Source organism: Lachnobacterium bovis DSM 14045 (assembly GCF_900107245.1).
Taxonomy (GTDB): domain Bacteria; phylum Bacillota; class Clostridia; order Lachnospirales; family Lachnospiraceae; genus Roseburia; species Roseburia bovis.
This window is the reverse complement of the sequence record NZ_FNPG01000004.1, coordinates 233,114-259,371: the sequence shown is the minus strand read 5'-3', so window position 1 is coordinate 259,371 and position 26,258 is coordinate 233,114. Positions and strand designations below refer to the sequence as shown.

General features: G+C 30.0%; 20 protein-coding genes and 1 other annotated feature. Of the genes, 16 read left to right on the top strand and 4 right to left on the bottom strand.

The features are described 5' to 3' along the window. Positions 1-111 precede the first annotated feature (111 nt). On the top strand, positions 112-1,506 hold the full coding sequence (locus BLV79_RS01140) for an alpha-amylase family glycosyl hydrolase (protein ID WP_074715299.1): 1,395 nt from the start codon (positions 112-114) through the stop codon (positions 1,504-1,506). 145 nt (positions 1,507-1,651) lie between these two features. Here the strand turns inward: BLV79_RS01140 and BLV79_RS01135 are convergent, their stop codons facing one another. After that, the gene (locus tag BLV79_RS01135; protein ID WP_074715296.1) at positions 1,652-3,340 is read right to left on the bottom strand and encodes an EAL domain-containing protein; all 1,689 of its coding nucleotides are present in this window, start codon (positions 3,338-3,340) and stop codon (positions 1,652-1,654) included. Between the two features lie 148 nt (positions 3,341-3,488). Between BLV79_RS01135 and BLV79_RS01130 the strand changes: the two genes are divergently transcribed. The 12 genes from BLV79_RS01130 to BLV79_RS01075 all read left to right on the top strand — a co-directional run bounded on the left by BLV79_RS01130 (position 3,489) and on the right by BLV79_RS01075 (position 19,567). Then, positions 3,489-4,472 carry a diaminopimelate dehydrogenase gene (locus BLV79_RS01130; protein WP_074715293.1) on the top strand — a complete coding sequence of 328 codons (984 nt, stop codon included), beginning with the start codon at positions 3,489-3,491 and terminating at the stop codon, positions 4,470-4,472. A 14-nt stretch (positions 4,473-4,486) separates the two neighbouring features. After that, positions 4,487-5,464 (top strand): D-alanyl-D-alanine carboxypeptidase family protein, encoded by a 978-nt coding sequence (locus tag BLV79_RS01125; RefSeq protein WP_074715291.1) that lies wholly within the window; start codon positions 4,487-4,489, stop codon positions 5,462-5,464. Between the two features lie 369 nt (positions 5,465-5,833). Then, on the top strand, positions 5,834-6,334 hold the full coding sequence (gene ilvN / locus BLV79_RS01120; protein WP_074715287.1) for an acetolactate synthase small subunit: 501 nt from the start codon (positions 5,834-5,836) through the stop codon (positions 6,332-6,334). 27 nt (positions 6,335-6,361) lie between these two features. After that, positions 6,362-7,387: a ketol-acid reductoisomerase gene (gene ilvC / locus BLV79_RS01115; RefSeq protein WP_074715284.1), complete on the top strand. Its 1,026-nt coding sequence runs from the start codon at positions 6,362-6,364 to the stop codon at positions 7,385-7,387. A 241-nt stretch (positions 7,388-7,628) separates the two neighbouring features. Continuing rightward, positions 7,629-8,720: an FAD:protein FMN transferase gene (locus tag BLV79_RS01110; protein ID WP_074715282.1), complete on the top strand. Its 1,092-nt coding sequence runs from the start codon at positions 7,629-7,631 to the stop codon at positions 8,718-8,720. A gap of 12 nt (positions 8,721-8,732) precedes the next feature. Then, positions 8,733-10,004: an FMN-binding protein gene (locus BLV79_RS01105; protein WP_074715279.1), complete on the top strand. Its 1,272-nt coding sequence runs from the start codon at positions 8,733-8,735 to the stop codon at positions 10,002-10,004. 19 nt (positions 10,005-10,023) lie between these two features. Further along, positions 10,024-10,515 (top strand): FMN-binding protein, encoded by a 492-nt coding sequence (locus tag BLV79_RS01100; RefSeq protein ID WP_074715276.1) that lies wholly within the window; start codon positions 10,024-10,026, stop codon positions 10,513-10,515. Between the two features lie 96 nt (positions 10,516-10,611). Next, the gene (locus tag BLV79_RS01095; protein ID WP_159429308.1) at positions 10,612-11,475 is read left to right on the top strand and encodes a 4Fe-4S binding protein; all 864 of its coding nucleotides are present in this window, start codon (positions 10,612-10,614) and stop codon (positions 11,473-11,475) included. Between the two features lie 11 nt (positions 11,476-11,486). Beyond that, entirely contained in the window at positions 11,487-14,804 is a 3,318-nt protein-coding gene (locus BLV79_RS01090; protein ID WP_074715270.1) for a S8 family serine peptidase, read from the top strand. A gap of 34 nt (positions 14,805-14,838) precedes the next feature. Beyond that, positions 14,839-15,056 (top strand) — a binding site (T-box leader). 58 nt (positions 15,057-15,114) lie between these two features. Then, positions 15,115-17,532: a leucine--tRNA ligase gene (gene leuS / locus BLV79_RS01085; RefSeq protein WP_074715267.1), complete on the top strand. Its 2,418-nt coding sequence runs from the start codon at positions 15,115-15,117 to the stop codon at positions 17,530-17,532. Positions 17,533-17,968: 436 nt separating this feature from the next. Then, on the top strand, positions 17,969-18,415 hold the full coding sequence (locus BLV79_RS01080; RefSeq protein WP_074715265.1) for a hypothetical protein: 447 nt from the start codon (positions 17,969-17,971) through the stop codon (positions 18,413-18,415). Between the two features lie 63 nt (positions 18,416-18,478). Then, positions 18,479-19,567, top strand: coding sequence for a hypothetical protein (locus BLV79_RS01075; protein WP_074715262.1), 1,089 nt, complete (start codon positions 18,479-18,481; stop codon positions 19,565-19,567). 119 nt (positions 19,568-19,686) lie between these two features. On the opposite strand, the gene BLV79_RS01070 is transcribed toward BLV79_RS01075, so the two are convergent. Continuing rightward, positions 19,687-20,598, bottom strand: coding sequence for a LysR family transcriptional regulator (locus BLV79_RS01070; protein WP_074715260.1), 912 nt, complete (start codon positions 20,596-20,598; stop codon positions 19,687-19,689). Positions 20,599-20,870: 272 nt separating this feature from the next. Here BLV79_RS01070 and leuC point away from each other — a divergent pair, with 272 nt between their 5' ends. Together leuC and leuD are read left to right on the top strand one after the other, a co-directional pair. Then, positions 20,871-22,130, top strand: coding sequence for a 3-isopropylmalate dehydratase large subunit (gene leuC, locus BLV79_RS01065; protein ID WP_074715258.1), 1,260 nt, complete (start codon positions 20,871-20,873; stop codon positions 22,128-22,130). A 10-nt stretch (positions 22,131-22,140) separates the two neighbouring features. Beyond that, positions 22,141-22,629: a 3-isopropylmalate dehydratase small subunit gene (leuD, locus tag BLV79_RS01060; RefSeq protein WP_074715255.1), complete on the top strand. Its 489-nt coding sequence runs from the start codon at positions 22,141-22,143 to the stop codon at positions 22,627-22,629. Between the two features lie 66 nt (positions 22,630-22,695). On the opposite strand, the gene BLV79_RS01055 is transcribed toward leuD, so the two are convergent. Further along, complete coding sequence (locus BLV79_RS01055; RefSeq protein ID WP_330389896.1) at positions 22,696-23,394, bottom strand: hypothetical protein; 699 nt, start codon at positions 23,392-23,394, stop codon at positions 22,696-22,698. A 352-nt stretch (positions 23,395-23,746) separates the two neighbouring features. On the opposite strand from BLV79_RS01055, the gene thrC reads away from it, so the two are divergent. Then, positions 23,747-25,237 carry a threonine synthase gene (gene thrC / locus BLV79_RS01050; protein WP_074715250.1) on the top strand — a complete coding sequence of 497 codons (1,491 nt, stop codon included), beginning with the start codon at positions 23,747-23,749 and terminating at the stop codon, positions 25,235-25,237. A gap of 115 nt (positions 25,238-25,352) precedes the next feature. On the opposite strand, the gene BLV79_RS01045 is transcribed toward thrC, so the two are convergent. Further along, positions 25,353-26,255, bottom strand: coding sequence for a chemotaxis protein CheX (locus tag BLV79_RS01045; protein WP_074715247.1), 903 nt, complete (start codon positions 26,253-26,255; stop codon positions 25,353-25,355). Positions 26,256-26,258: the final 3 nt, after the last annotated feature.

Genomic DNA, 26,258 nt, shown 5'->3' with positions numbered 1-26,258 from the left:
CAATTACTTCATGTTGACTAGCTCTAGAAATTTAACAGACATAGTATCATAGAATGATTATTTGTGTTGTAGTTAGGTTTCTAGAGCTCTTTTTTTAAGGAGGTATAAATAATGGCTTGGTATGATGAAACAAATTTTTATCACATTTATCCACTTGGTTTGTGTGGAGCTCCAAAAGAAAACAAATATGATGGAGTAGAACATAATCTAAAAAAACTGGATCCATGGATTAATCATATTAAAAACCTTGGATGTAATGGAATCTATATTGGTCCTTTGTTTGAATCTGTAGGACATGGATATGAAACAACAGATTATAAAAAATTAGATTCAAGGCTAGGTGATAATGATGATTTAAAGGCGTTTGTGAAGAAATGTCACGACAATGATATAAAAGTTGTTTTTGATGGAGTATTCAATCATACCGGAAGAGATTTCTTTGCTTTTAAAGATTTAAAAGAAAATAGAGAAAACTCAAGATACAAAGATTGGTATTGTAATGTGAATTTTTGGGGAAATAATGAATATAATGATGGTTTTTCTTATGACAATTGGGGAGGCTATAATTTATTAGTTAAGTTAAATCAATGGAATCCAGAAGTTCGAGATTATATTTGTGATGTGATTAGATTTTGGGTTAAGGAGTTTGATATTGATGGAATTAGATTAGATGCAGCAGATGTTTTAGATTTTGAATTTATGAAATGTTTGAGAAATCTTGCTAATGAAATAAAAGAAGACTTTTGGTTAATGGGTGAGGTTATTCATGGCGATTATACAAGATGGGTTAATAATGATACATTGCATGCTGTAACAAATTATGTTATGCACAAAGCATTATATTCAGGACATAATGATCATAACTATTTTGAAATTGCGCATACTCAAAAACGTTTAAATGATATGTCGCAGAATAATCCATTAAGACTCAGATTATATAATTTTGTGGATAATCATGATGTTGAGAGAATTTATAATAAATTAAATAATAAAGCACATTTGGTTTTGGTACATATTCTTTTATATACGTTGCCTGGAGTACCATCAATTTATTATGGGTCAGAGTTTGGAATAGAAGGCAAAAAAGAGCGTGGTTCAGATGATAGCTTAAGACCTGTATTAAACCTAGAAGATTTTAAGGATTATATGGATAATAATGTTTTAACGAAAAGCATTAAGATGCTAGGCGAGGCAAGAAAAGAGTCTAAGGCCCTTAATTATGGCATATATAGAGAATTATTGTTGACTAATAGACAATATGCATATGCAAGAACATTTAATCCAGATAGCATGTATTATGATGGTAAACCGGAAGAAGAAAGAATTTATGATAACGTAGTTATAACTTTAAACAATGATGATAACCCAGCTTGTTTAAATGTTCCATCAGATGGTTTTGTAAAATATAAAGGTGTTCTGTCTGGAAGCGAAATCAATGCAGATAATGGCAGATTAAATGTTAATCTTGAGGCTAATTCAGGTGAAGTGTGGTTGCCAGTTAGATGATACTATCTTGTAGTAACTTAAATATTTTGTGATGTAAAGCGTCATTAAAAATGAAGATATAATAAGAGTTAATAAAAAAGAGGAGTTATAAAAATATGTAGATAAAAAACATCGCCTAGATAATTGAATTATCTAGGTGGTGTTTTTAGACTGAATATTTCTTATAAAACTCTTCTTTTGTGAGAGGCTTTGAAAAAAGATAGCCTTGAAAATTTGTGACATATATTTTTCTCAAAAAATCCATTATTTCGGGTGTTTCAATACCTTCGATACATAAGTCAAACTCAAATTCCTTACAAAGCTTAGAAATTGAATTGACTATGATTTTATCAGATTTTGAAGTTAAAATGTTTTTTACAAAATCACGGTCGATTTTTATAATATCTATTTTTATATTTTTTAAAACATTAAAAGACGAAAAACCTGTTCCAAAATCATCAAGGGCAAATTTAATATTTTGCTTGCTTAAAACTTCGGTAAAATTCCTTAATAAATCAGTGTCAAGTAAACGACATCTTTCAGTTATTTCGAGACATAGATTTTTTTTAGGAAAGTTAGTTTGCGATATTATTTTTTCTATATTTTCAACAAAATCATTTTTTTCAAGTTGAGTATAAGATAGGTTTATATTTACCTCTAAATCAGGATAATCTAAAAGAAGGGGTTGCATATCTGACATTGCTGTTTTTAAAATCCAATCACCTAATTGCGAAAAAGATGAATCCTTTTCAAGTATAGGAATAAAGTTATTAGGTGGAACGAGTCCGTATGTATCGTTTTTCCAACGAATTAATGCTTCTACACCAGTTAATTTTGTTGTTTTTGAATCTACAATTGGCTGATAACAAAGAAAAAAACCTTTAAAATTATCTGCAATACTGTTGCGAATAGTATTGAGCTGCTCAAGACGCTCATTAATGTTGGAATTTAAATCATCCTTAAAAATTACAAAATCGCCTTGTCTTAAGTGAATTGATTCATGATATGAATCTTTCAAACAAGTATAAACGGTGTGTGCACCAACAGTTTTCGAACTTACGTATAAACAACTTCCACCTATAAACAAAGGAAGTTTGAGTTTACCAACATATATACCGTTGCGAAGAGTAACTTGCATTTTTTCATAAATATCAGTTATGTCCTGTATGGTATGATCTTTTGATAAAACAATAAATTTAGTTCCTTCCATTCTGTATATGTGGTCAATATTATTAAATATTTTTTCAATATATTCTGAAAAAGTTCTTAATATTTGATTACCAACATCATAGCCATAAATATTATTTAAATCAGCAAAATTGCTAATTCCAAATAAACTTACTGTGTATCCATACAGCGAAGAATTTCTGAAATTATCAAAAAAACAATACAAATTGTTTAAACTTGTAATAGAATCTATATTGCTTTTATAGCTATAATTTGTTATAGTTCCAGCAAAATACGCTGGCTCATTATTTTCATCATTAAAAACAATACCACGACAGCTACATAAAACATATAATCCGTCTTTGTTTTTTGCACGATATTTCATGTTATGATTTCGTGAAGTACCATTAAAAATGGAGTCAATTTCCTGGTGATATTTTTTTCGATCGTTCGGATGAATATGTTTTTCCCAAATAGAACCAGCATTGTACATATACTCATTAGGTAAGCCAAAAAAATCTACAGCATCTTTAGACCACCTTGAAAAATCTTCTTTAATATTGCATAAATAAACATAGCTTCCCTCAGCTGTTATAGAAAAAACTTCAAAAAGTTTTGAAAGCATATTATCTTTTTGATAAGTTGTGATTAATGATTCTGAGTTACTATCTGAAAAAGTTTTCATCATATACTTGTTTCCTCGCAATAGAATAATCATAATAGTTACATTTAATCTTTATTTGTATCGACAAAAACTACTTGACAATTTAGCTGATTTATTCCTATGATATCTAGTGAGTGTTTCTACACAAATATTTAGAAAAGGAGATTATAAAATGACTCGAATAGGTATTGTAGGATACGGAAATTTAGGAAGAGGAGTTGAAATTGCTACCAAAGAAGCTGATGACATGGAATTAGTAGCAGTTTTTACTAGAAGGGATCCACAGAATGTAAGTATCATTTCTAAAGATGTTCCTGTATTAAAAGTTGATGATGTGGAGGAATGGAAAGATAAAATTGATGTTATGATTTTATGTGGTGGAAGCGCAACTGATTTGCCAGTTCAAACTCCAAAATTTGCTCAAATGTTTAATGTTATTGATAGCTTTGATACACACGCTAGAATACCAGAACATTTCGCAAATGTAGATAAATCAGCAAAAGATAACAATAAAGTGGCAATTATTTCTGTAGGTTGGGATCCAGGAATGTTTTCGCTTAATAGAGTTTATGCTAATGCTATTTTACCAAATGGTAAAGATTATACTTTCTGGGGCAAAGGAGTAAGTCAGGGACATTCAGATGCTATTAGACGTATTAAAGGTGTTAAAAATGCTAAACAATATACAATTCCTGTAGAGGATGCTTTAGAAGCTGTAAGAAGTGGTAAAAACCCAGAACTTACAACACGTCAAAAACATACTAGAGAATGTTTTGTTGTATTAGAAGAAGGTGCAGATGCAAAATTTGTTGAAAATGAAATTAAAACAATGCCTAATTATTTTGATGAATATAATACAACAGTTCATTTTATTTCAGAGGAAGAATTATTAAAAAATCATAGTGGAATGGCTCATGGAGGTGTTGTATTCCGTTCAGGAAGTACTGGTTTAAACCACGAAAATAAACATATTATAGAGTATAGTCTTAAACTTGATTCAAATCCTGAATTTACAACAAGTGTATTAGTCGCTTATGCAAGAGCGGCACATAGATTAGCAAATGAGGGTTCATTTGGATGTAAGACCGTATTAGATATTGCTCCATCATATTTATGCAATATGTCAGGAGACGAATTAAGAGCACACTTATTGTAGAAGAGGGTAATAAAGTGAAAAAGATTTTTGTAGTTTTGGTTGCGTCTGTTTTATGTTTTGCAGTTGTTTGCGGAACAGTATTTTTCTTTAATAAATCAAAATCAAGTGCAAATGGAAAAACAGAAACAGCTAGTCATTTAACTAAAAAACAAAATAAAACAAATAAAAAAGTAAATAAAATTGAATACAAAGAAACTAAAAATACAAAAGATATTACAAATCCAGAGGTTATAAGTACTAATGGAATTGTAGTTGATTTAAACACTAATACAATTGTTGCTAAAAAAAATGATAAGCAGGTTATGTGTCCGGCATCAATGACTAAAATTTTAACTGTTTTAGTTGCTTGTGAAAAAGTAAAAAATCTAGATGACAAAATAACAATTACTAGAGATATGATTGACTTTGTCTATGCTCATGGTTGTAGTACAGTAGGATTTGTTGAAGGAGAACAGATAACAGTTAAAGATGCTTTATATGGAACAATATTACCGTCCGGAGCTGATGCAGCATTAGCATTGGCAAAATATGTTGCTGGATCACATGAAAATTTTGTGAAATTAATGAACAAGAAACTCGATGAAATGGGTTTATCTAAAACTGCTCATTTTACAAACTGTATTGGCTTATATGATGATAATCACAAGTGTAGTATGTATGATATGGCAATAATTCTTAATAATGCTTTAAATAATAAGTTTTGCAAGAAAATCATATCAACACATACATATACAACTTCAAAGACTCCACAGCATCCTGATGGCTGTATTATATCAAACTGGTTTTTAAGAAGAATAGAAGATAAGAAAATGCCAGGAACTGTAATTTGCGCAAAAACAGGATTTGTAAATCAATCAGGTTCATGTGCTGCAAGTTATTTTGAAAGTAAAGATAAAAAACATAAATATATTTGTGTAACGGCTGGTTCAAATAGTTCGTGGAGATGTATTTATGATCAGGTGGCAATTTATAATGAATTTGCAACTAAATAAAAATGATAAAATTAACTAAACATGTAAAATAGTAAAAATATAAATAAAAAATAAATAAAGAATAATGATTTTTCAAGGTAGATTTTTTATGAATTTACCTTGTTTTTTTAAAAAAATATAGAAAATATGGAACAAAATTTAGTAAAATAATATTTTTGAAAGTTAGAAAATAATATATAATAATCATAATAGTTAGACAATATCTCAAAAATATAAATTATATTTATAGTAAGTATTACTCAGCGTTATAATTGTAAAAAAATTTTACTATTACTTTAAATTATAACAGTTTAACCTATTGACAAATTAAAGTTATAGGTCTATGATTTGTTTGTGTGAGTGAATAATAAAAATGGAAGGTTGTTTTATATGAGAAAACAAGTATTATCACTTTTAGTTGAAAATAATCCAGGAGTAACAAGTAGAATCTCAGGGTTGTTTAGTAGAAGAGGATATAATATTGATAGTTTTTCATCTGGAGTAACAGCCGATCCTAGATATACTAGGATAACGATTGTTGCAAGTGGTGAGGAGCCAATATTAGAACAAATTGAAAAACAGCTTGCGAAGCTTGAAGATGTACTTGATATTAAGATTTTGAAACCATCTTCATCTGTTACAAGGGAACTTGTTTTAATCAAAGTTCGAGTGACAGCGGAGCAGAGACAAAATTTGATCAGTATTACAAATGTTTTTCAAGGAAAAATAGTAGATGTTACCTTAGATTCAATGATTATTGAATTAACAGGCAAGAAAAGAAAGTTAAGTGCTTTCTTAGATTTACTAGAAGGATATGAAATATTAGAACTTGCAAGAACTGGTATAACAGGTCTTACTAGAGGTTCTGGAGATGTTGTTTTTTTGGATTAGGAATTAAATATTAGGAGGAATATGAAAATGTCAGAAGCAAGAATGTTTTATGAAGAAGATTGTAATGTATCACTACTAGAGGGTAAGAAAATAGCCGTTATTGGTTATGGTAGTCAGGGTCATGCACATGCACTTAACCTTAAAGAATCTGGTTGTGATGTAATTGTTGGTTTATATGAAGGATCTAAATCAAAAGCTAAAGCAGAAGCACAAGGATTAACAGTATATAACACAGCAGAAGCAGCTAAATTAGCTGATATCATCATGATTCTTATCAACGATGAAAAACAAGCTGATATGTATAAAAAAGATATCGAGCCAAATCTTGAGCCAGGTAATATGTTAATGTTTGCTCATGGTTTCAATATTCACTTTGGTTGTATCGAACCACCAAAAGATGTTGATGTAACAATGATAGCACCTAAAGCACCAGGTCACACAGTTCGTTCTGAGTACTTAGAAGGAAAAGGAACACCTTGTTTAGTAGCTGTATATCAGGATGCTACAGGTAAAGCTTTAGATTTAGCATTAGCTTATGGTGCTGGAATCGGTGGCGCAAGAGCTGGTTTATTAGAGACAACATTCAGAACAGAAACAGAAACTGATTTATTTGGTGAGCAGGCAGTACTTTGTGGTGGTGTTTGTGCATTAATGCAGGCTGGTTTCGAAACACTTGTAGAAGCTGGATATGATCCAAGAAATGCATACTTCGAATGTGTACACGAAATGAAATTAATCGTAGATTTAATCTACCAATCAGGATTTGCAGGAATGAGATATTCAATCTCAAATACAGCTGAATACGGTGATTACATCACAGGTCCTAAGATTGTAACAGATGAGACAAAGAAGGCTATGAAACAGATCTTATCAGATATCCAAGATGGTTCATTCGCTAAAGAATTCTTATTAGATATGTCACCAGCAGGACGCCAGGTACACTTCAAAGCTATGAGAAAATTAGCTGCTGAGCACCCAACAGAAACTGTAGGTGAAGAAATTCGTAAATTATATAGTTGGAATGATGACGGATCAAAATTAATCAACAACTAATCTAGTAAAAGTGATTATAGTATAAATTTATCTATATGGTTGAAATAATATAGATAGGAGACAGAGCAGGTTTATGCAACTTGCTCTGTTTTTTTATGCTATAAAATAGATGATTGATAATAGTTGCTAAAAAATAATTGACAATTGTTAAAAAGATATGATATCATACATAAAGTTAGTCTCTTCTAAATGATGATAGGATGATAAAACTAATTAAATAAATACTTCGGAGGTTATAAATGTGAAAGTATATTTTAAAAGAACACTATTAGTTTTAGTATTATTGTTTGCGGGAATTCTAATTATTTGTCTATATTATAACAAGATAGAAAGTAATAGAATTCCTAAAAAAATAAATGATAGCTTAAAAACAGAAAAGGTCAACAATGATGATAAACAATCAATAGAGGTTTATGCAATGGATACATATATGACTTTGTATGCGTATGGATCGAATGCTAAAGCTGCTCTTATGGAATCTAAGAAAAAAATTTTGCAATTAGATTCGCTTTTTAATACAACTAACTCAGAAAGTGAAATATATCAGTTGAATTGTGACAAGAAAATTATAGCTTCCAAGGATGTTATAGAGATTTTAAAGGAAGCAAAAAAAATAAGTGACCTAACTGATGGAAAACTTGATTTGTCAGTTTATCCAATAGTTGAAGAATGGGGATTTATTAATAAAAAGTTTTGTATTCCAACTGATAATAGACTAGAAGAGCTTAAAAAAAATGTATCTTATAAAAAAATCTTTATAAATGAAAAGACCTCAGAAGTAAGGCTTGATAATAAATCAATGAAAATAGATTTAGGTGCGGTTGCCAAAGGATATACATCTAAAATGATTATGAAGATTTTTAAAAAGCATCATATAAAGAGTGGTTTGGTCAGCCTTGGGGGAAATGTACAAATATATGGTAAAAAACCGGATAATAGTCTTTTTAAAATTGGGATAGCCAATCCTGAAAAAAAAGCTACGAATTATCTTGGCGTTTATCAGGGAAAGGACAAAGCAGTTATAACTTCAGGATCGTATGAGAGATATTTTGAAAAAAATAATAAAATTTATCATCATATTATAGATCCAGCAACTGCTAAACCGGCAGAAAGTGGAATAGTTTCAATGACTATCATTGCTGACGATGGAACATTAGCTGATGGACTTTCTACATCATGTTTTATTTTGGGAAAAGATAAAACACTCCAATTGTGGAGAAATAATAAAGAAAAGTTTGATTTTATTTTGCAGACAGCAGATAAAAAAATATATATTTCAAAAAATCTAGAGTCTCATTTTAATTCTGAAAATAATTATGAGATAATAGAATAGGAGAGAGTAAAAGTGAAAAAGAAGATTCGTATTATTTTACAGATATGCCCTGTTTTATTATTAGGTATATTTGTGTGGCTAGGTCCTACTACAAAAGGGGAGAAAACACAATATCAAAAAAAATATGAAAAAATTGAATCCTCTAAAAAAGGAGAAAATCTTGAGTTGGTTAAAGAAGTTGCACAAGAAGCTAATACAAAGTATAAAGATGGTGTTTTTCAGGGAAGTGCTAAGGGATATTCAGGAACAGTTACTGTTGAAGTAGAAATAAAGAATTCGAAGATTACTTCAATTAAAGTATTAAGGAACAGCGATACACCTAGTTTCTTTGGTCAAGCAAAAAGTAAAGTGATAGATGCAATTATTTCTGCACAGAATACAAAAGTAGATGTAGTTACTGGGGCTACATATAGTTCGAAAGGCATAATAAACGCAGTTCGTAATGCTTTGATTAAAGCGGCTGTTGATCCTAATTCTGTGGAAGCAGCAGAGAACAACTCTAATGAAAACAAAAAGGAGAGTGCAAATAATAAAGAAACAGTTTTAGGTCAAAAAAATGCTACTGCATCTGTCGAGATACCTAAAGATTATGTAGGAAAATTTCCGTATGAGGATGGTGAATACATTGGAAAAGCAAAAGGTTTTGGAGGTAATATTACAGTCGCAGTTGTTATAAAGCAAGAGGCAATTGAAAAAATTAGAATTATTCAAAATGAAGCTGATAATGAATCTTATTTTGGAAAAGCAAAGACAGTATTGAATAGTATTTTGTCATCACAAAACGTTGAGGTAGATGTTGTCAGCGGGGCTACATATAGCTCAAAAGGTATAATAAATGCAGTAAAAAATGCTTTGAAAACGGCAACAATTAAGAAGAAGAATAATGCTAATCAAACTGTACAACAGGCACCAATAGAGCAGCAACCTGTTCCTAAGTATAAAGATGGTGTATACGAAGCTATAGTTGCATGTGATCCAGGAAACAGTAGACACTTTAAAAAATATGATTTACATGTGAAAGTTGAAATTAAAGATGGAAAAATAACAGATATTTCTGAAATCTATGGAACAGGAAGAGACTATATTGCTGCAAATTTGAAGTTTATTAATAAAGCAGCATATGGTGCAGATGGGCAAAAAGGTATTACCGATCAGATTTCTGAAATAGATACACTTGATAAAGTTAATCGTGAAAATATCGATAAAGTGTCACGCGCAACATTTTCGTCTAATTCTATTATTGAAGCGATTGAAAAGTGTTTAGAACAGGCAAAGGAGAGCTAATAAGAAAGAGTAGGGTATTATGAAAAAAAAGATTGTTTTAAAAGGAATAAAAGCGACTTTATTAGTAGTAAGCTATGGAGTTGTTTTATATGCTGCTAATTACAAATTTGATAATAGGCATATTGACTACGTTACTAAAATAGAAGTAGTAAGTGCTAAGAGAATAAATAATAAAGAGAAAACGGTTTATTATAAAAATCAGAAAGATGTAGGGAATAATTCTATAAAAGAATGCATTGGCGAAGGAAAAGGCTTTGGCGGAACAATTAAAGTTAAGCTTTTAATTAATACGTCTGATTTAAGCATAGAAAAGATGAATGTTTTAGAGCATTCAAAGGAAGATGATTCCTATTTTACAATGGCTGATTCTTCAATATCTAGGCAAATAGTTGGGAAAAGATTAGAAAATATAGAAGATAATATTTCGGCTGTCAGTGGAGCGACATATAGTTCTAGAGGAATTATTGAAGCTGTTAAAGATGCAAAAAAGAAGTATTATTCAAATCATTAATGAAAGGATTTGGCGTATTAATTGCTTTTAATAAGCTTTTTAAATCGCATTATAAGTATGATTAAAGAAAGATTGAATAACAATTTAAACAATAAATTGAAAAGAAATTTAAAAAAGAATAAAACAGAAATAATTAGATTTATTATACAAATATTATTTTTTATCATAGCACCAAGTGCATTTAATGTCGCTTTTAATGGAATAAAATACGTATTTATTCAAGTAGGATTAGGAGAAAAAATACAGTTAACGACATTTGTTACAGGACTTTTGGCACTTTTGATTTACACCTGTATTTTTGGCAGATTCTTTTGTGGGTTTGCTTGTGCATTTGGAAGCGTTAGCGATTGGATTTATTTAATAAGTCAAAAAACACAAAAGTTAATAAAACATAGAATTAACCTTTTTTCGAATCAAGGGGTAAAAGTAGTTGCCAAAATTGTTGAATATATAAAATATTTTATTTTATTTGGGATATTAATTCTATGTTACGAGGGAAGGTGGAATAGTCTATCTTCTTTTAGCCCATGGGAGATGTTTGCACGCTTAAGGGCAGGCGAGTTTGGTATAAATGCTAATAAAATAGCAATTATTATATTAATATGTATTTTTATTGCGACAGCATTTATTGAGAGATTTTTCTGTAGATTTTTGTGTCCTATGGGAGCAGTGTTTTCATTAATACCGGTTTTACCGATTTTTAATATTTTTAGAAATAAAGGGAATTGTATTAATGGATGTAGTGCGTGTAGTAAGAGGTGCCCTATGCAAATAGATTTACCAGATGATGATTCTGGTGATTATGATGAAAATTGTATTCAATGTTTGAAGTGTTTTTCAATATGTCCAAAAGAAAACAACCATGCACAGATAAAAACTATAAGAGGAAATGAATTCTGGTTGATTGTAATAAAAGTCTTGATTTTAGGTTTGGTTATGTTGTTCGTTAAAATAATTTAAAAGGAGTTTTTATGAAAAAATTACTAAAAAATTGTATAGATTGTTCTAAGCAAAAGACAATAACAAAAAGTAGAAGTTATGCAATATTCATTTTATTTGGCAGTTTATTACTTTTGATAATGAATGTGTTAGTGTTTGATTATATAAAAGAAATCTATGCTTCCGCTGAGAATGCATCTGTTCCACTAGTTTTTCAATCTTCGATGAATTATGGTGGAAATAAGGATGATTCTTTTAAGGGTATTGCAAATACAAAAGATGGAGGTTTTGTAGCTGTAGGATATTCTTTAGGCGCAAGTGAAAACCCTAGTTGGAATCATAATGGAAATGCAAAATCTGTTATAGATGATCCAATAGTTGTGAAATTTGATAAAAATCATAATGTAGAGTGGACAAAAAACTATGGGACTGAGTTTAATGATATTTTTTTTGATGTTGCAGTTACAACATCGGGAGATATCATAGCAGTTGGAAAAAGTAAATCAAAAGGCTTTATTGTGAGAATAAATCCTAGTAATCCGGATGATTATAAAAAAATAACGACAGATGGACTCGGAGGTGCATCATTTGAAAAAGTTGTTGCGACAAAAGATGGAGGTTATGCTGTAGTTGGTTGGAGTGCAGAAAGAAACAGTTCAATGTTTCGAGAAAGAAATAGCATTATATCGAGAGATGCTGTTATTGTTAAATGTGATAATAACAATAATATTCAATTTGCAAAATGCTTCAATTATGGGAAAAATCTTGGATTAAAAGAATTGAAAAAAGCTGATTTTTTTGGCGTGGCAGAAGATAATAATGGTGATTTAATTGCAGTCGGAGATTTTCAAGTGGCCGCAAATTTGTATAATTCTCAGATATATAAAATTGATGGAAAAAATGGCAAAGAATTATGGAGCAAATCTGTAGGAAGTAAATTAAAAGAAAAACCGAATGATAAAGTTGATTACCATACAAGTTCTTTTAGTGATGTTGAAGTTTTAAAAGATGGAAGTTATCTTGTAATAGGTACTGCAAAAAATGATGCAACTACAGAGGAAAACTGGACTACAAGAGGCGTAGTTGATTCTATAGTTATTAGATATTCAAGCAGTGGTAAATTGTTGAAAACTAATATTGTTGGTGGAATTGGTAGAAGTATCAATCTTAACGGTATTTTACCAACAGATGATGGCGGTTATTTAGTGTATGGTTCCGAGGACGGAAAAATTCTAGAGAGTGATGCAAATGAAAACGGCTTCACTTGGGATAATAATGGTGCTACAGATATGCTATTTATTAAATATAATAGCAATAATGCTGTGAGTTGGTCAAAAAACTATGGTGGAGAAAATGCAGATTATGTAAATGATGTTATTAAGACTTCCGATGGCGGAATAACTATTGTAGGAGAATCTACCGGTCCAAGCAATAGGCGTGCTCCAATTTGGAAGAACAATGGAAAAGTAGATGCTTTAGTTTTAGCAACTAATAAATATAAAGCAGCTGAAACTGTAGCAGAAAAAGAAGATAAAAATGTTGTTTATGAAGATGGGGAGTTTGTTGATTTGGCTAATGGTTATGGTGGAGATATTAAGGTTAAGCTAACTATTGAAGGTGGTAAAATAAGCAGGCTTGAAGAAGTATCACAACAGGAAACTAAAAGCTATTATAACCGTGCTAAAGTTGTCTACGAAAGAATTATAAATGCAAATTCTGTTAATGTAGACGGTGTTACCGGAGCAACACTGTCTTCAAATGGTATAAAAAATGCAACAAAAAAAGCTTTATCACAGTCTGCAGCAAAAAAAGTTGTAAATGAGATTGAAAAATTAAATCAGAATAGTGCTACTTATGAAGCAGATAAAAATAGAGTAAAAGAAATGTATAATAATTTGGGGGATTATAGTAGAAAATTCGTTACAAATGCGGATAAGCTAAATGTAACACCTAAAAATCAACCTGAGACCAGTAATGAACAAAGCAATCAGGAAAGTAATAGTCAATTGCAAGCTGATGTTATACAAAAAGATAATTCAAGAACTGTAAAAACAGCTAATAAAAGCAATAATAAATCTTTTAAGGATAAAGACACCTATATTCGTTTACAAAATGAAAGTTATAAATATATAGGATGGAGTTCTTTTAGGGATAATAGACTTACAGGAAAGGGTACTACAATTGCTATTATTGATAGTGGACTTGTCGGAAGTTGTGAAGATATTGATTATTCAAAAATAACAAAAAGGGTTGATTTTACAGGAAATAAAGAAATAGAAACTGACCAGATTGGTCATGGTACAGCTGTTACAGGAATTATTCAAGCTAAAAGTGATAATAAAAAAGGTGTTTCTGGAATTTTAAGTGAAGCTAATATTCTGGAATTAAAAGTTGAGGGCTCTAAAAATAGAAGTGATGATATAGCAAAAGCTATTAGGTATGCAGCTGATACTAAAGCTGATGTAATAAATATTAGTATTGGATTGGATGTCGATAAAAAAGATTTAAAAGAAGCCATTGAATATGCAGCAAGTAAAAACATTATTATTATTGCTGCGGCAGGAAATGATGGTACAAAGGCGTATAAATATCCGGCAGCTTATCCTCAAGTAATTGGTGTTGGAGCAGTAGATAGTACCAATACAGTTAGAGCATCATCTCAAAAAAATGATAGCGTATTCGTTGTAGCACCAGGTGATAATGTTGTTGTTCTTGATTTGAGTAGAAAATCTAAATGTAAGATTTCATCGGGAACATCATTTTCAGCACCAATTGTATCATCCATGGCAGTAGTAGCAAAATCTCAAAATCATGATATAACTGATGAACAGTTTAGACAAGACCTTATAAAAACATCAACGGATTGTGGCATTCCGGGATATGATTTTGAATATGGATATGGTGTAGTTAATATAAAGAAATTTGCGTCTTTATATAAAAAAACAGGGATTGGTTCAAAAAACACTAAAGCTAATAAGAATAGTAAAAATACAACTAAAACTGAAAACAATAAAAATATCGAATCAAATTCTTCAAAAGCGAAAGATAGTGTTGAATTTGGTAAGGATAGCAGCAAAGAGAACAATAAACAAAACTATGGCATAAATAGCAAAGAAAATGACAGCAGCGATAAAGATAAGAAAGATGAGAATGAAAGGGAATCAAAAGATTCAAGTAAATCGCATCAGTCATTTATTGAAAAAACATTAAAAATTACTACGATTCCAAAGTATGTAAATCCTAAATTCAGTAAGAAAATATTGAAAATAGGAACAATAGTGATAGGTATATTATTAAGTGTAAGTTTTATATTTGTTTTTTCTAAAAAATTCTTGACAAAAATTAAATAAATGTTTAATATTATTAATGATTATTAATTTTATAGGTACAGCATTGAATAGGAATAGTAGAAGGGTACATTTTTTAAGAGAGTTGTCGTTTGGTGCAAGACAATAGTTGTTAACTTTGAACTCGCCTAGGAGCTCTTTCCTTGAAATAATAGTAGGGGAAAGCGGGTATTCTACGTTATAAGAATTTGAGTGCATATCTTTTTGATATGAATTAGAGTGGTACCACGGAGATTAGATTACTTCGCCTCTTACATTATTATGTAAGGGGCGTTTTTTAATATGTGTTTTTACACAAATCAAGGAGGAAGAAATGTCAGAAGTATATAATCATAAGGTTGTAGAAAAAAAATGGCAAGATATTTGGGATGATGAGAAAGCATTTGCAGCTACAAATGATTATTCTAAACCTAAATACTATGCTTTAGTTGAATTCCCTTATCCATCAGGACAGGGACTTCATGTGGGTCATCCAAGACCATATACAGCACTTGATATAGTTGCTAGAAAGAGAAGAATGCAAGGATATAATGTTTTATATCCAATGGGATGGGATGCTTTCGGTTTACCAACTGAAAACTACGCTATTAAAAATAAAATTCATCCTAAAATTGTTACAGAACAAAATATTAAGCATTTTAAACACCAATTACATTCATTAGGTTATTCTTTTGATTGGGATCGTGAAATTGATACAACAGATCCAAATTATTATAAATGGACACAATGGATTTTTCTAAAATTATTCAAAGAAGGTCTTGCATACAAAAAAGAAATGCCAATTAACTGGTGCCCATCATGTAAAGTTGGTTTAGCTAACGAAGAAGTTGTAGGTGGAGCTTGCGAAAGATGTGGCACACCTGTAGTAAGAAAAGTTAAAAGTGAATGGATGCTTAAAATCACAGAGTATGCTGATAAACTTATTCAAGGCTTAGAGGACGTTGATTACATCGAAAGAGTAAAGACTTCACAGAGAAACTGGATCGGACGTTCAAAAGGAGCAGAAGTTGATTTTTCAATCAAAGGTAAAGAAGATAAATTAAGAATTTACACAACACGTTGTGATACATTATTTGGTGCAACATATATGGTAGTTTCACCAGAACATCCATATTTAGATAAATACAAAGCAGATATCAAAAATTGGGATGAAATCGAAGCTTATAGAGAGCAAGCTTCTAAAAAATCTGATTTTGAGCGTGCTGAACTTGCAAAAGATAAAACGGGTGTCGCAGTAGATGGTTTAGTTGCAGTTAATCCTGTAAGTGGAAAAGAGATTCCAATCTGGGTATCTGATTATGTATTAATGAGCTATGGTACAGGTGCTATTATGGCTGTTCCTGCGCATGATCAAAGAGACTGGGATTTTGCTAAGAAATTCAATTTACCAATTGTACAGGTTGTTTCAAAAGATGGTGAAGCTGTTGATATAGAAAAAGAAGCATTTACTGATGTTGCAACAGGTGTAATGATTAATTCTGACTTCTTAAATGGTCTTTCAGTTAAAGATGCCAAAGAAAAAATGATTGAATTTTTAAATGAACATAAAATTGGTGAAGCAAAGGTAAATTATAAGTTACGTGACTGGGTATTCTCACGTCAACGTTATTGGGGTGAACCAATTCCTGTTGTACATTGTGAAAAATGTGGATATGTACCTCTAGATGAGAAAGACCTTCCATTATTATTACCAGAAGTAGAGAGTTATATGCCTACTGACAATGGAGAGTCTCCACTTGCGGCAATGACAGATTGGGTTAATACAACATGTCCATGTTGTGGAGGACCTGCTAAACGTGAAACAGATACAATGCCACAATGGGCTGGTTCATCATGGTATTTCTTACGTTATACAGATCCACATAATACTGAATGTTTAGCTGATCCAGAAGCATTAAAATATTGGTTACCAGTTGATTGGTATAATGGTGGTATGGAACATACAACACTTCACTTATTATATTCAAGATTCTGGCATAAATTCTTATATGATAAGAATGTTGTACCAACTCCTGAACCATATCAGAAACGTACATCACATGGTATGATTCTTGGTGAAAATGGTGAGAAGATGTCTAAATCACGTGGTAATGTAATTAATCCAGATGATATTGTAGAAGAATTTGGTGCAGATACATTACGTACATATGAAATGTTCATTGGTGCATTTGATTTAGCTGCTTCATGGTCAGATGACGGTGTTAAAGGATGCAGAAGATTCTTAGAGCGTGTATGGAAATTACAGGACATCATGACAGATGAAGATGTATATTCTAAAGATTTAGAAATAAAAATGCATCAGACAATTAAGAAAGTTTCATCTGATTTTGAAAACCTTAAATTCAATACAGGTATTGCTGCGCTTATGACAATTCTTAATGATTTTACTAAGAAAAAATCAATTACAAAAGCAGAACTTTCTACTTTTATTACACTCTTAAATCCAGTTGCACCTCACATTACAGAGGAAATCTGGTCAAAGATTGGTAATGGAGAGAGATTATATCAGCAGCCATGGCCAACATTTGAAGAGGCTAAGACAGTTGAATCTGTAGTTGAAATTGCTGTTCAAATTAATGGTAAAACAAAAGGAACAATTTCTATTAATAAGCAGGATCCAAAAGATGAAGTTTTAGCAAAAGCTAAAGATGAAATCAAAGATAAATTAACTGGAAATATTATTAAAGAAATTTATGTTCCAGGTAAGATTGTAAATATTGTAATGAAATAAAATATAAAACAATACTACAAATATAGAACGCTTATACAATTAAAAATATAAATCAAAAATACAACTCTGCATCAGGATGCTTTGAGAACAAGTAAGCTGAACTGTGGAGTTGTTTTTTGTTTGGTAATTTTTATTGTCTAGTGATTGTATTATCTAATGATTGCTTAGGAAAAATTACCCAAAAAATAAAATGGATAAATGTAGGCTTTTGGCTTTATTTATAGCTTAAAATAAAGTAAAAAATAGAAAAAACGTAAAATATATTATGAATATATGACATAGAAAAAAATATTTTATATTTTTACTATGTAAAAAAAACACAAGTTTATATTGCTTTTTTACAAAAAAATGTTGTTTTTTTGTATAGATTTACTAGAAAAAAAATGCTAATCTATTGAGGATACTATTGATAAAAGAATAAATATAGAGGTAAAAGATGAGCATACAGTCATATAACAAGAAGTCGGCATTTTCGACTAAAAAGACAAAATTTGATGATGTTTCTTTTGATTTTCAGAGTTCAGATGTAAATTCTAGTCATTCAGGTGTAATTGAAGACATAGAAACTAAAGAATCAAAGGAAGCTAAATCTGAAAAAGAATTAACAATAAAAAACCAAGAGGCCAATTCTCAATCAAATAATAAAGGTGTTCTAAAGAAGAGTGAATACGATAGATGGGATTTTGTATTTAATCATTCTATTAACAATTATGATGATGTTATGGCTATTTTTACTATGATTGAAAACATCAAAAGTGTAAAAGAAAAAATTGAAATCAAGAAAAAGATAAAGCTTTTAGTTCATGATGAAGAAAATGAAAGAAAAATCACATTTACTATAAGTGATGATAAAAATAAGAATTATCTTTTTAGAGAATGTTAATAAATTGATTTACATTTTTTAAGTAGTATGTTGTCATTATATTTTTTAGAGCGAATTAAAAATATGGTAAAGATTAAGATAAAAGATAAAAACGATGAAAAAAATCAAATTAATTTTCTTTATGTATATGAAAATGAATTTGATAGTGCTATTGATTATAAAATTCAAAGTGAAATATTAAGAAAAAAAATCAAATCATTTTATAGATTTAATGAAGAATCTAGTTTGGATAGATTTAGTAAAATGAGCAATATTGCTTTATCGAATGAAGTGGCAAAGATTGCTAAACATATTGTTGGGCAATATGAGTTTTTTCAAGTATCAGATATTAATAAAGAAGCATATATATTTTCTCATTTAGTAGAAAATCCTGATGCTTTTAAGAATTCTTTAGAAAAATTAACTTCTCTTTATGGGGTCTCAAATTTGTCGGATAGACCTATTTTAGCAATAATATATGCTAATAAAAGAGGTATATTAAATATTGTTAATGATAACGCTAATATTAATCTTTTAGTAAGTATAGAAGTAGATGTAAATTTTTCGGAAAAAAAGAATAGTATTTATGATGTTGATAAGATGTTTTTGAATGATCTATTTGACACATTACCTGTTAAGAGTAAGTTTTCACATAAATCAGGCTTAGTTACGGGATATAGTCACGATGAGACAAACTTAAATGATATAAAATATTTTAATATGCTAGAAGATTTCTTCTGGAATGAGTTTGAACATAAGCTTTTGTGTGGACGAATTGTTGAACAATTAGAAAAAAGCGAAAATAAAGAACGTGAAGAAGAAGCAATAATGGATAATGAAAACATAGTTAGCGATTCGGATGATAATATAGATTTAAACGAAGAACTATTAAAAGTATTAGAAAATAGATATAAATTACAAACAACCGCTGTTTATGAGTGCAAATCTTTAGATACTATTTGTAAGTTATTAAAATATATGCCTAAAAAAGACAATAAAATGTTAAAAACTATGATTTATAAAATGAAAAATAAATATTATTTTTCAAATTCCTGCTTAAAAAATACTTCATTATTTTGTGAATATAATGTATGTGAAACTTATATCAGTGCATCGTATATAAAAGAGCATGGACGTAGAATAAATAATTTTGCGGTTCTTTTGAGCTTATAATAATCCTTATAATTATTTTGGCGTAAATATGTATGAGGCGTATAGTGTGAAATAATATACGTTTCATCAAAATAGACCTGTTTTTCACATTTGTGAGAAACAGGTCTAAATTGGTAGTATTAGATTTTAAAATTTTCAGAATGGGATGTTTTGCAAAAGCTTATAAATTCATCTAGTGCTTTTGAGTGTTTGATATTTGAACGATAAACTAGACCAACTTCACGTTGTGGTATTTTAAAGTCACATGGAACTTCAACAAGTTCATTGTTTTCTAGTTCTGTTTTGACGAAATTCTTTATTACGCAGGCAATACCGACACCTATTTTAGCAAAATCTGTAAGCAAATCTAGCGATGTGATTTCAATTGATTCACTAGTGTCTATATGATTAATTCTTAAGTATTCATTGATATATTGACGCGAAAAGTTATTTTTATTGAGCAACATTAGTGTTGAGTTGGACAAGTATTTTTCTTTTGGAATTCCTCGTTCACTTAAATTTTTAAGATACTCAGGTTTTGCAACAAAAATATCCTTGATTTTAGCTATTGGATAAAACTCAATATTTCTCAGATTATTAGGCTTACCGACTAAGCCAATATCTACTTTATTATCATCTAGGAGATCTAAGGTCTCATTAGTTGATTGACAGTTTATAGATATGCTAATATGAGGATTATTCTCTATAAATGCCTTTAAATAGGGCATAAGCATGCTCTTACATAGAGTTGAGCTAACACCGATTTTTAAATGTCCCATGCCTAATTCAAGAGAACGTCTTAATTTTTCTTCTCCTATATCAAGAGTTTCAAAAGCTTCTTTGACATGAGTGTATATAAGCGCTCCCTCTTCTGTTAAAATTACTCCCCTTGAACTTCTAGAAAAAAGTTTGCATCCCAAAGTTTCTTCTAGCTTTTGTATGGATTTACTAATTGCTGGTTGACTAATATATAGTTGTTTAGCTGCTTTAGAAATATTTCCAGCATTTGCAACTGTATAAAATATTCGATAAGACGATAAATTTTGATTCATTTTCTATAACCTTTCCCTTTTATTGTTTACATTAAAAGCCGATTATTGCTTTAGAAGAAGCAATAACTTTAATACTTTTTCGATTTAAATTGTGTGAGTGCTTTTCTAGAGTATAACATAAAATGAAGTTATGGTAAATATGTTTATTATGTATTTTAATTATACTTGATATTATGTTACGATTTATATGAACATAATTATATTTGTAAAAAATTGATTTTTTGAGTATAGGAATTATGATTATTTAATAAAACAACAGGAGGATTTAGAGTATGGGTATGACTATGACTCAAAAGATTTTAGCAGATCATGCGAATCTTACAAGCGTAAAAGCTGGTGATCTTATAGAAGCAGAACTTGATTTAGTATTAGGAAATGATATTACATCACCAGTAGCAATACATGAAATTGATAAAATGAAAGTTGAGGGAGTATTTAACAAAGATAAAATAGCGTTAGTAATGGATCATTTTGTTCCAAACAAGGATATTAAGTCTGCACAACATTGTAAATGTGTTAGAGAGTTTGCGTGCAAACATGATATTACTAATTATTTTGATGTGGGAGAAATGGGAATTGAACATGCACTTTTACCTGAAAAAGGTTTAACAGTTGCAGGTGATGTTATTATTGGAGCTGATTCTCATACATGTACATATGGTGCATTGGGTGCTTTTTCAACAGGTGTTGGTAGTACTGATATGGCAGCTGGCATGGCAACAGGTAAAGCGTGGTTTAAAGTTCCATCAGCAATTAAATTTAAATTAATAAATAAACCTGCAAAATGGATAAGTGGTAAAGATATCATATTACATATTATTGGAATGATTGGTGTTGATGGTGCTTTATATAAATCTATGGAATTTGTAGGAGATGGAATTAAATACCTTTCAATGGATGATCGTTTTACGATTGCTAATATGGCTATTGAAGCAGGTGGAAAAAACGGAATTTTTCCTGTTGATGATGTTGCAATTGAATACATGAAAGAACATTCAAAACGTCCATATAAGGTTTATGAACCAGATGAGGATGCTCAATATGATGAAGAGTATGTTATTGATCTTAGCACATTAAAACCAACAGTTTCTTTTCCACATTTACCAAGCAACACACGTACAATTGATAATGTAGGTGATATTAAAATTGACCAAGTTGTTATTGGCTCATGTACAAATGGAAGATTAGATGATTTGAGAATAGCTGCTAAAGTGTTAGAGGGAAAACATGTTGCAAAAGGAATAAGAGTTATTATTTTACCTGCAACACAAAAGATATATTTACAGGCTATGGAAGAAGGATTATTGAGAACATTTATTGAAGCAGGTGCTGTTGTAAGTACACCTACATGTGGTCCATGTTTAGGTGGTTATATGGGAATTTTGGCTGAAAATGAAAGATGTATTTCTACAACTAACCGTAACTTTGTTGGAAGAATGGGACACGTTGACTCAGAAATATATTTAGCATCTCCAGCAGTTGCAGCAGCAAGTGCAATTACTGGTAAGATTACAAATCCAGAGGATATTTAGGAGGAGAAAAATGAAAGAGGCATATGGTAAAGTTTTTAAGTATGGAGATAACGTAGATACTGATGTTATCATCCCAGCTAGATATTTAAATTCGTCTGAACCATCAGAATTAGCTAAACATTGTATGGAAGATATTGATAAAGAATTTGTTAATGAAGTTCAAGAAGGGGATATTATCGTCGCAAATAAAAACTTCGGTTGTGGTTCATCAAGAGAACATGCTCCTATTTCAATAAAAGCAAGTGGAGTAAGCTGTGTTATAGCAGAGACTTTTGCAAGAATTTTTTATAGAAATTCAATAAATATTGGTCTTCCTATTGTTGAGTGTCCTGAAGCTGCCAAAGAGATTATGGCAGGAGATAAGGTAAAAGTAGACTTTGATACAGGAATTATTACAGATGAAACGACAAATAAGCAGTACCAAGGACAAGCTTTTCCACCTTTTATGCAAAAAATCATAGATTCAGAAGGTTTAGTTAATTATATTAACAATAAATAATAATAAAAAACATTAGAATAAAAAAATATTTAAATCAAAAACAAGAAATAGCCTCCTATTTGGAGGCTATTGTAGATTATCAAGAAATTTATATTTCATTTTTTCTAAAAAAATCAAAAAAGATTTTGAAAGAGTAATATTTGTATAAATTTCTGCATATTCTTCTGATGATAGTGTTTCTATGTAGTTTTGTTTATAGTTTTTATTTATTCCGTATTGAGTTGCTATATCAATTGCTTTATTGTATGCGATGGCAGCAACATCTAAATCATGGTAAACGCCGACAAGATGAGTACCATTTAGATTTAATTTAACTTCGTATAATTGACCAAAATATTCTTTTTTTTCAAAAACACCATAATATGGATTTATAACATGGATATTTGAATAACGGTAGTCATAAATATCGCCATTAATAAATTCATAATCTCTATTTAAAACGGCATGTGTGTGAATACCATAACGTGAAGCTAGTGTTATTTGCATTCCATAATCATTGATAAATAAATGACCATTACGTTTTAAAATCCTATGGCTTGTGTAATAGAATAAATCATCAATATCAAATTTGTATTCTTCATTTTCGGATAAATAATAACTAAAATACCCATTATGTAGATAAATTGGGTTTGAAATATAATAATTGTTGTCTCTATAATTTACAAGACTAATAACTTTTGAAAATGTTAAAACCTTTGAATAGTGTATAGCTTTTTCAAGAGGAATGTTTTCGTGTAAAAGATAGAATCCATCTTGGTAAGCCATATTTGCTTCATTTTCAGTGTTAAAACTCCCTAAACTGATGTGCTTACTTTTGTAGGTCAAACTGCTTCGATAATAAGCTGTATGGTTCTTTTTGTAGGACAAGTAAACCCCTGGCAACATACTATTATTCGCTCCTTTCCCTAATACTATTATGAATAATTTAGACATAAATTAAAAGCTTTTTTAGTGAAAAATTGAAAAAAATGATGTTTTTTTTGATTTATCACTTTAATACGTGATTATATATTGACAGCATTTTATAAGAATATGTATAATAAGAGTGTTTATAAATTTCTTAGATTAAAATTGGATTTAAGTTATGAAAAAAGAAGAGTTAAGAGAGGTAAAGAATATGAGTGTATATTATTCTAGCACACGAAATGGCGCTGAAAAATTAACAGCATCACAGGCAATTTTAAAGGGATTAGCGGATGATGGTGGTTTATTTGTACCAGATAAGCTTCCAAAGCTAGATGTATCTTTAGATAAACTAAAAGACATGTCTTATCAAGAAACAGCTTATGAAGTAATGAAGCTTCTTCTTACAGATTTTACAGAAGAAGAGTTAAAGAACTGTATTAATAAGGCATATGATTCAAAATTCGATACAGAAGAGATTGCTCCTTTAGTTGAAGCAGATGGTGCATATTATTTAGAGTTATTCCATGGCTCAACTATTGCATTTAAAGATATGGCTTTATCAATTTTGCCACATTTGTTAATTACATCTGCCAAAAAGAATAATATTAAAAATGATATTGTTATTTTAACTGCAACATCAGGTGATACAGGTAAGGCTGCTTTAGCAGGTTTTAGTGGAGTAGAAGGTACTAAAATTATTGTATTTTATCCTAAGAATGGTGTTAGCCCTATTCAAGAAAAACAAATGGTTACTCAAAAGGGAGATAATACTTGCGTAATAGGTATTAATGGTAATTTTGATCAGGCACAAACTGGTGTTAAAAAGATGTTTGCAGATGAAGCACTTAAGAAAGAACTAGAAGAAAAAGGATATCAGTTCTCTTCAGCAAACTCAATTAATATTGGTAGATTAGTTCCACAAATTGTATATTATGTATATTCTTATGCAAAATTATACGCTAATAATGTTATCAAAAAAGATGAAAAGATAAATGTAGTAGTTCCTACAGGTAATTTTGGAAATATTTTAGCAGCTTATTATGCAAAAAATATGGGAATTCCAATTGCAAAATTAATTTGTGCATCTAATGAAAATAAAGTATTATTTGACTTCTTTAAGAGTGGTAAATATGATAAAAATAGAGAATTCATTTTAACAAATTCACCTTCAATGGATATTTTGATTTCATCTAATTTAGAGAGATTGATTTATCGAATTGCAGGTAATAATACAGAAGTTAATTCTAAATTTATGTCAGATTTAAGAACAAAAGGTTCATATGAGATTACAGATGGCATGAGAGAAGAATTAAAAGATTTCTATGGAAATTACACAAGCGAAGAAGAAACAGCAGAAGTAATAAAGAAATTATATGAAGATACTGGATATGTAATTGATACTCATACAGCTGTTGCAGCAGGTGTTTTTGAAAAATATAAGAAAGAAACAAATGATACAGAAACAAAGACAGTTATCGCTTCTACAGCAAGTCCATTTAAGTTTACAAGAAGTGTAATGGAAGCTATAGATAAAGATAAATACGAAAGTTTAACAGATTTTGAATTAGTTGATGAATTAAGTAAAATAGCTAATGTTAGGGTTCCAAATGCAATCGAAGAGATTAGAAATGCTGAAATCTTACACGATAAAGTTTGTGATGTTGACCAAATGCCAGAATTTGTTAAAGACTTTTTAAAATAGATTATTTAAAATAATAAAGAAATAATATAACAATAGCATAGTTGCCATTCTTTTATGTAAGACAGGCAACTATGCTATATTTTTATTATCATAGAATAGGAATAAAAGTAAAAAATTACAAACATCCTTCTTCGTTTACCTCAAGTACTATGTTTACAACTCCAAATGAATACATAACGGAGAAAAGATATGTTTTTGTGTCAAATTCTAATAAAGGTTCTTTAATTGTTTCGGGAACATCTAATTCTAATTCTTCGTTACTTTCATTTGAGACATTTACAATAAATACACCATTGTGTAAATTAAGAAAATCTTCAAGCGAAGCCTGAACATACTCATCGAATTCTTCGAAAGTATCACCAACATACCTAGAAGCAAACTCAACAGCAGTGTCTTCATCCATATCTAAGTATGCACAGATAGAATAGCTGCCAAGAACTTTTTGGCGCACACATCTCTCAGGTGCAAATTCATTGATTACGTTACCATCTAAAGGTGTGAAATCTTCTCCAATAAAACGTATAAAATTATTAAACAATAACTCGAGATACATTTCTCCATAAGAGCTAAGTGGAGTTTCAGACATAACAAAAAAGTTATTAAATAATTTCTCGATAGTTTCTTTTTGATTATCACTTGTAAAATCTAAATCATAAATTTCACTTTCAGAGCGATATTCTGTAATAATATTTTCTAAATCCTGGTTAGATAAAATATTCTCATCAACAAAAATTTGTGCAAGCTGAAGAAACGAAGGTACTTGAATTTTTAGCAATCTTATGACTTCATCGTTGGTCAAGAAGCCTTGTTCAACAGCTAATTCTCCAAACTTTTTATCTTCATGTGTTTGAGAAATTATGACCTCATCAACTTCTTCAGCAGTCATTAAACCTTCAGATATAGCAAGAGTTCCTAATTTTATCCTACCATTAGACTGTTTTTGCATTGCTTCAAAAAGTTGCTTGGTTGTAACATATTTATTTGCTAAGAGAAAATTTCCAAAAAATTGACTGTACATATA

Excerpts from the sequence above, each read along its gene's own strand:
- BLV79_RS01140 (WP_074715299.1), top strand. The coding sequence starts at position 112 with ATGGCTTGGTATGATGAAACAAATTTTTATCACATTTATCCACTTGGT.
- BLV79_RS01135 (WP_074715296.1), bottom strand. The coding sequence starts at position 3,340 with ATGATGAAAACTTTTTCAGATAGTAACTCAGAATCATTAATCACAACT.
- BLV79_RS01130 (WP_074715293.1), top strand. The coding sequence starts at position 3,489 with ATGACTCGAATAGGTATTGTAGGATACGGAAATTTAGGAAGAGGAGTT.
- ilvN (WP_074715287.1), top strand. The coding sequence starts at position 5,834 with ATGAGAAAACAAGTATTATCACTTTTAGTTGAAAATAATCCAGGAGTA.
- ilvC (WP_074715284.1), top strand. The coding sequence starts at position 6,362 with ATGTCAGAAGCAAGAATGTTTTATGAAGAAGATTGTAATGTATCACTA.
- BLV79_RS01100 (WP_074715276.1), top strand. The coding sequence starts at position 10,024 with ATGAAAAAAAAGATTGTTTTAAAAGGAATAAAAGCGACTTTATTAGTA.
- BLV79_RS01090 (WP_074715270.1), top strand. The coding sequence starts at position 11,487 with ATGAAAAAATTACTAAAAAATTGTATAGATTGTTCTAAGCAAAAGACA.
- leuS (WP_074715267.1), top strand. The coding sequence starts at position 15,115 with ATGTCAGAAGTATATAATCATAAGGTTGTAGAAAAAAAATGGCAAGAT.
- BLV79_RS01080 (WP_074715265.1), top strand. The coding sequence starts at position 17,969 with ATGAGCATACAGTCATATAACAAGAAGTCGGCATTTTCGACTAAAAAG.
- BLV79_RS01075 (WP_074715262.1), top strand. The coding sequence starts at position 18,479 with ATGGTAAAGATTAAGATAAAAGATAAAAACGATGAAAAAAATCAAATT.
- BLV79_RS01070 (WP_074715260.1), bottom strand. The coding sequence starts at position 20,598 with ATGAATCAAAATTTATCGTCTTATCGAATATTTTATACAGTTGCAAAT.
- leuC (WP_074715258.1), top strand. The coding sequence starts at position 20,871 with ATGGGTATGACTATGACTCAAAAGATTTTAGCAGATCATGCGAATCTT.
- leuD (WP_074715255.1), top strand. The coding sequence starts at position 22,141 with ATGAAAGAGGCATATGGTAAAGTTTTTAAGTATGGAGATAACGTAGAT.
- BLV79_RS01055 (WP_330389896.1), bottom strand. The coding sequence starts at position 23,394 with ATGGCTTACCAAGATGGATTCTATCTTTTACACGAAAACATTCCTCTT.
- thrC (WP_074715250.1), top strand. The coding sequence starts at position 23,747 with ATGAGTGTATATTATTCTAGCACACGAAATGGCGCTGAAAAATTAACA.
- BLV79_RS01045 (WP_074715247.1), bottom strand. The coding sequence starts at position 26,255 with ATGTACAGTCAATTTTTTGGAAATTTTCTCTTAGCAAATAAATATGTT.